The sequence below is a fragment of the Pseudomonadales bacterium genome (assembly GCA_013215025.1).
Classification (GTDB): domain Bacteria; phylum Pseudomonadota; class Gammaproteobacteria; order Pseudomonadales; family DT-91; genus DT-91.
Genome location: JABSRR010000105.1, coordinates 1 through 6,206, shown reverse-complemented (window position 1 = coordinate 6,206; position 6,206 = coordinate 1). Strand labels below are relative to the sequence as shown.

Below are 6,206 nucleotides of genomic sequence, written 5' to 3'. Positions count from 1 at the left end.
TACTCCTGCCACGAAAAATCATACTTGTGGACGCAATGCAAAGGCGAACAAAACTCTTTTCGTTGACTGTGTTTGTGGACTACCGCGGACGTTAACAAAAAGATAGCAAAATGGCCGTAATTAGGCGAAAGCGGACATGTCCCCTTCCACCTCAAAGGGGACATTTATCACTGATAGTCGAATGTCCGCTTTGGGGCCAATAGCTGCCGCCGGGTACAAACCAAAGCATGGATGAATAAGAGTGGCCGAGCGATCGAGACCGAGCATGTTGCGGATTCAGCGTTCGCTCTCAAGCTCCCTCTCAAGCATTGCTTTTCTAAAGTTTGATCGACTAGTGAAGAATGCTGCCCAGATACAAACGAAGCACAGTACGGCAGGTATCAGAAAGTCCATTGTGGAACCGTTCGATAACAATCGATTTACTAGGAAACCAAGCATCGAGGTTGCTACGAGCGGGTAGGTAAGCTCGGCTGCTGGTGTCAGACGCTGATCCGAATCGAAAGCCTCGGGGTGCTCTCGAAAGTATCGGTAAAGGAGAACGCCGCAGATGGCGTAAGCAACTCCAAGAACTACAAATGACTGCGGCCCAAAGTCAAATGCGCCCATGGGATATATGATGAGTGAGGCGCCAACGCAGAACACCAAAAAACTAAGGGCAAAGCCGAGGTGCTGCTTCCTTGTCATTGTTGATATCTCCGCAATCAGACAGATAACTTCCAGTTGATGAACTATAGCAAAGGAGCTGTCGCCTGCGACGTGAGAGTCGTAGCGTCCCGTGCAATCTGCCAGTCAGCTAAGGGGCCATAAACGGCACTTCGGGATACCGGCCCACTGAATCGCCAGAATTATGACCATTTCAAATCTATTGATCAGCTGGCGCTCATCCAACTCTTTTCTCTTGCCACGCATCACTTGCGATATATGAATAAAGTCCGAAGTAATACGGAATCATAATGACAATGGTCACTGAGTAGAACAGCAGTGCTTTTACTCGCCCGAATTGCTCGATCATAGAGGCTACATTTACATCGAACATTGGCACCAGCACGATACTCATGACGAGCGCTAGAAGGTAGAATTTCCAAAATTTTTGCGTGAAATACAATCGCCCCCTGGCCCGCCCCCAAACCGCAATTAACCCACAGTAGGTCAATGCTATGATTGGAAAGTCGAACGCCAACATCCTGGGATCGTACTCCCCGGAAAAAAACAGAATGACCTTATTCCCAACACCAACTGCGAGTATTAATGCCGCATAAACGAAAACGTACATAGATAGCCTTAAACATTTTTAGCAGGAAAGAGGAATTTCGAGACAGTCGGGCGCGAAGAATAAGGTTCAACTCAGGTGCCGCTTTGGGGCCAGAAGCGGACACTCGCTACCGCCTACCGCGCTGCGTTTTTGCGCCCGGGTCCTTTTCGGCATACAGCCGGTGCTTGTTATGTTCCGCACTCAAGTTCAGGCAGCCATATTTCTTATATTTTTCTATACCATCTCGCAGCGCAGAAACCCTATTGATCCAGAAGTCATTCCAACCTTCGAATCCTCCCTCAGGACGTCTTCCTCCGAATTCACTGGCAATCCGATAACCTGCACTATCTTTAAAGTTAGCCTAATTTAGAGGTATATCACTGAAGATTAGCGAACCGGTCTCATCTTCTCGGGCATCAACAAATGGTTCGGTATTCGTAAGGCTACAACGGCCTGTGTTTAGCACAAAAATTAGGAGGAAGGTTAGTCGCACGCCAAGGCACATAACGCAGCAATCAGCGGAAAACCCGGGGCGCAGCGACTGGTTTTTCCGACTGCATTGCCTCGTTATGTGATAGTTTAAAACTTGGCACTGAATACCTTGCCTTCGAATGCCAAGCAGTCATTGACACGCTGCTGCTGCACTTTCGAAAGTTCGCGTATTGGCAAATATTTGTATTCAGTGTGTTCATTACTTAACTTTATGCTCGCACCAGGTGGTAAAGCACAGCGAAAAATAAAAGCCTGTGAACTGTAGGCACTATGATAATAAACCCCGCTTAAGTAGCTAATTTCTACTTTGCAACCGAGTTCTTCAACGCATTCGCGATCTAGTGCTTCGTGAATTGTTTCGCCAGGCTCAAGTGCGCCTCCGGGGAGGCCCCAGCCAAAACTACCATAATTTGCTTTTAGCAAAAGGATTTCGTCATTCTCGTTTGTGATGACTGCATGACTACTCAACCTAAATTTGTCCTCGAAACCCATACCGTACCTTTACCAGTTAACGCGCCTATTACTTGTGCTCGTTATGTTTTAAACACTTCTAGCAACCATAAAAACCTCGTCCCCTGAGTACAGGTCGCTAAGCGACGCCTCTACCTCAGCACCCAATGTTTCTTTGTAGAGACGCTGCGCATGATTGTTCAATTTAGTGCTAACAAGGATTCTCTTGAGCCTTGCTGCGTGTTCATTGCGTTGTTTTCTTAGCTGAACGAGAGAATGCTGAATTAGTTGCCGTCCAATTCCTCGGTACTGATGAGCCGTTGCGACCGCGAGTTGCTGTAGTTCAACTACGGCATCCTTTTAGAGCTGAAAGCGAAATAGGAACCAATCGCCATGAAGGCAGCGGAGAACATCGTAAACAGGAAAATGACCCAGACAAACAAGGGCCGCTTGATTTCAGCTTGGGACACAGTCCTTTCTCCTGCTTATATGATAGTTAGTGGGCTATTGTTAGTAAGCAACGAAAATCCTTTTCATTGCGAGCGGCAGCTTTGTGGACGTTGACTGCCTACAAGTTACCACAGCCAAAGCGGCAGCTCGGGGGCCAGGAGCGGACATTGCTGCAGCGGATTCAAAAAACGCATTCGAACTGAGTGACGCAAAAAAACGTTAATGCGAATACCAGCGAGTCGCGCCAGAACTCCTTTCAATATTCACTTGTTAAGAGTCGCCGTGTGCAATCTGCAATCCCAAATCAAAGCGATCGCATTCCCAGAAATAACTTAATCACACACTAGGTTTACGCCAAGAATCTTATAACCACTCCGGAAGTAAACCAGCCCTTCACTACCGAGCACTCTCTCCTTTTTTCGAAAGTTTGCATACACATAAAGTTGGTTGTCACTTGCTTGGGCTATCCAGTGTTCTGTCGCAAACCCTTGATCTATAACTTGTATCATTAATGAATCATCGACCCTGCCGTACTTATTCAGCAAGTTGAGAACAACCTTCCCTGTGCTTCTGTCTTTTTTATATTGATTTACTAGTACTGCATAGCTTTCGCTGCACGCGGCACTGATTGAGGGAGGATTGGATTCAACAGACCTGCCCGTCTGAGTCCAAAGGAGATCGAGGTTCTGATTCACGATTTCAGTAGTAACGCGTGCAAACGGGCGTTTGCGTAAGAAAATTGCAGCAGACCCCTTCGCGTCCAAGAACTTGGCTGTTACAGTGGTTTTCTCAGCGTACTCTCTTAACTCAGCGACTGCTGTTATCTGAGTATTGTTTTCCTTTCGCCATAGAACAGAGGCAACCACCTTTTTCCCGTCGACCACACCGGCTACCAGCACGCCTGTAAGCATATCCGAATAGAATCTAGTCAAGACTTTTGCCCTGTCGAGCCTCACTCCAAGCAATTCTTGCAGAGACATTTCGTAATCGGTGCCCGCAGCTAGTGTGTCTTGATTGTCACGAATATCAGCCAACTGCTCAGCATCACCGCCTGCGCGGGAAAACTCTGGGTGATCTTCGTGAAGTAGCTGTCCATTGATCAATCGAAACATCGAATAATCGAAGTCATCACGACCCCTACGTTCAATAATGATGAGGTCTTTGTCGACCGTGCGCATCTCGACCCCAATGCGACCACCGGACTTCATTGCCGAAAGAGGTACTTTTTGATCACCGAAATGAACCTGAAACTTTGAGTACGGAGAAGCGCTCTCGCTTACAGCCACACTCCGCGCATCTACGAATTCCTGGCTCACAAATACAGGCCCGCTTAAGTCCCCAACCCTCTGTATTACAGCCTCAATTTCATGGTCTGCCCCGGTTAGATATACCTCGTTTACCAAAAAATGGCTCCCAAGAGTCTGAGAGACACTCGCACCGGAGCTAAGCGTGAGCAACAATGCGCAGAGACCTATATATAGATGACTAGAGCAATACACTTTTTACTCCCTAATACAGTTGCCCAATGCTCTACCAGGTGACCTACGGGCCACAGCATATGCAGTACTCAAGTTGTCGGCTCTCATAGGCCGCCCCGACCCGGGAAAGGGGCAGTCGCAAACTCCGACATTGCTACCTACGGTGGCAATTGGGAAAAGCGCAGCGTGAATCGGAAAGGAGTATCTAGCCAAGCAAATTGCGCTCATAGACATTCAACACTGGTAGGTATTGACGAGGTAATTATGCATAGGCAAGTCTCGTGATTTAGGTACGGCTAATGGGCCAGAAGCGGACGACCAAGCCTAACGCCTCTCATAGAGCAGAGATGAGACCTCCGAACCGCGACACTGGATGTTCTTCTCTCCAATACATACAAAGTCGTTCTTGGTTAGTACACGCTGAGACCCAACGTTTTCAGTCATAACTTTCGCTATCACAATATCGCCCTTGGGAAACGCGTCGTGAGCCAGCATCATCTTGAGTGCTTGCGTGCAGATGCCCTTTCCCCAATATTTCCTACCAACCCAATATCCTATCTCTGTCTGGCCGGCACCGATTGACCAGTAAGAGACACAAGCTACAACCTTTCCATCCAACTCTACTGCCCAAGGTGTTCGATCAAGTGCTGAATCTTCCATAGCTATCCACTGAATAGCATCTTGAACGGTGTAAGGATATGGGATGTTGGATGTCCACCGCGAGACCTCGTAGTCTCCAACAAGATCCGCAACTCTTTCCGCGTCTGATAAGTTGAATTTCCGGAGCTTCATCTAACTTCCACGCGAATCTCGTCGATGTGGCTCTGTTTCATGGATAAAAATACCGTATCCGTCAATCGGGTGCGGTACGTGCGCCAGGTCGAGTGCACGCGCGATGCTCCCACGGTGATAAGAACTATGGTTCACAATATGGAAAAGTATCTCCTCCACTCTCAACATGCCGCGCTTGCCGTCAGCGAATACGAATGGAATCTCTTCTTCTAGGCTTCCAAGGTGTGAAACGTAGTGCTCATACCATTTGGCTGACAGCTTCAGTCTCAAGTTTAGTTCTCTGAAGACCGGAACAACATCTGTATTGGTACTTGGATGAGGAGGAGCATCACTGGTCAATCTACTTTTGAACAGCTCTTCAACAATTACGATGTGATTTATCTGTTGAAGGGCGAAGGCATAAGCTTCAGGGTGCTTTTTCTGGTCGATGGACTCGACAGCGTCTAGCGTTCGCTGATCTGCCCATCTCTTATAGTTGAACATTTGACGCAGCATGCAGCACTCCTAGTGCTTATCTAGCAACAGCATTCTTCGACCAGTTTACCTTTAATCTTGATTTGCGGTGGATATATGGGCGGAGTTGGCTTCAAATCTATCACCCACGCTGGAGACAGCTTTGGGGCCAGAAGCGGACGTTGATCAATCTTCTTTTATCGCTGACTTTATAGTCTCATAGATCATATCGATCTGGGGACAGAGGTATAAAATCGGATATCTATCGTTGCAGTCAGCGGGCACTCAAGCCTGCAAACTGTCTCTGCGGGCAAACGGGTCTACGCTGTTATAAGATTCAACTCGGAGCCTTCTGTGCGCTTGCAACGCCCTATGAATAGACAGCTCGCATCACCCCTGCTTGACGCTATCGCCGATGATGCCACCATCAATGCAGCCTTTGCCTGGCTCTGCAACCAGCGCAGTCGCTACCCCGCTAATGCCGATATTTGGCATCTGCGTTTTCATTGGCAGAGTCGTCGCCCCTCACTCATTGCGCAACTGCGCAGCGGCAACTATCAATTCAGACCGCAGCAGAGGCTGCTGAGTGCCAACGGCAAGCCCATCCACCTGTGGTGTGCCGAAGATGCCCTGGTACAGAAAGCGATGGCAATGGTACTGGGCCCAGCCTTGCCGGTCTCGCCGCGCTGTACTCACGTAAAAGGCCAAGGTGGCCTGAAGGGGGCGCTGCGTTGGTTGCGCGCTAAACTGCCGCACCATCAGTTTGTCTTTCGCTCCGACGTCAAGGGCTACTACGAGAACATCGACCACACCGTGTTGTTGCAACAGTTGGATGCACT

6 protein-coding genes and 1 pseudogene are annotated in these 6,206 nt (G+C 48.5%); 1 reads left to right on the top strand and 6 read right to left on the bottom strand.

What is annotated here, in order from left to right; all coding sequences use genetic code 11:
- Positions 1-880: 880 nt before the first annotated feature.
- The 6 genes and pseudogenes from HRU21_08415 to HRU21_08390 form a co-directional block, all read right to left on the bottom strand.
- Positions 881-1,273 (bottom strand): hypothetical protein, encoded by a 393-nt coding sequence (locus tag HRU21_08415; protein ID NRA42311.1) that lies wholly within the window; start codon positions 1,271-1,273, stop codon positions 881-883.
- Between the two features lie 558 nt (positions 1,274-1,831).
- The gene (locus HRU21_08410; GenBank protein ID NRA42310.1) at positions 1,832-2,236 is read right to left on the bottom strand and encodes an NUDIX domain-containing protein; all 405 of its coding nucleotides are present in this window, start codon (positions 2,234-2,236) and stop codon (positions 1,832-1,834) included.
- A 48-nt stretch (positions 2,237-2,284) separates the two neighbouring features.
- Positions 2,285-2,545, bottom strand: a pseudogene (locus HRU21_08405) (GNAT family N-acetyltransferase).
- A gap of 431 nt (positions 2,546-2,976) precedes the next feature.
- On the bottom strand, positions 2,977-4,047 hold the full coding sequence (locus HRU21_08400) for a hypothetical protein (protein NRA42309.1): 1,071 nt from the start codon (positions 4,045-4,047) through the stop codon (positions 2,977-2,979).
- 399 nt (positions 4,048-4,446) lie between these two features.
- Positions 4,447-4,914, bottom strand: a complete 468-nt coding sequence (locus HRU21_08395) for a GNAT family N-acetyltransferase (protein NRA42308.1) — start codon at positions 4,912-4,914, stop codon at positions 4,447-4,449.
- Positions 4,915-5,409 (bottom strand): damage-inducible protein DinB, encoded by a 495-nt coding sequence (locus tag HRU21_08390; GenBank protein ID NRA42307.1) that lies wholly within the window; start codon positions 5,407-5,409, stop codon positions 4,915-4,917.
- Between the two features lie 330 nt (positions 5,410-5,739).
- Between HRU21_08390 and HRU21_08385 the strand changes: the two genes are divergently transcribed.
- Positions 5,740-6,206, top strand: a 467-nt coding sequence (locus tag HRU21_08385) for a hypothetical protein (GenBank protein ID NRA42306.1), incomplete at its 3' end; no start/stop codon positions are given.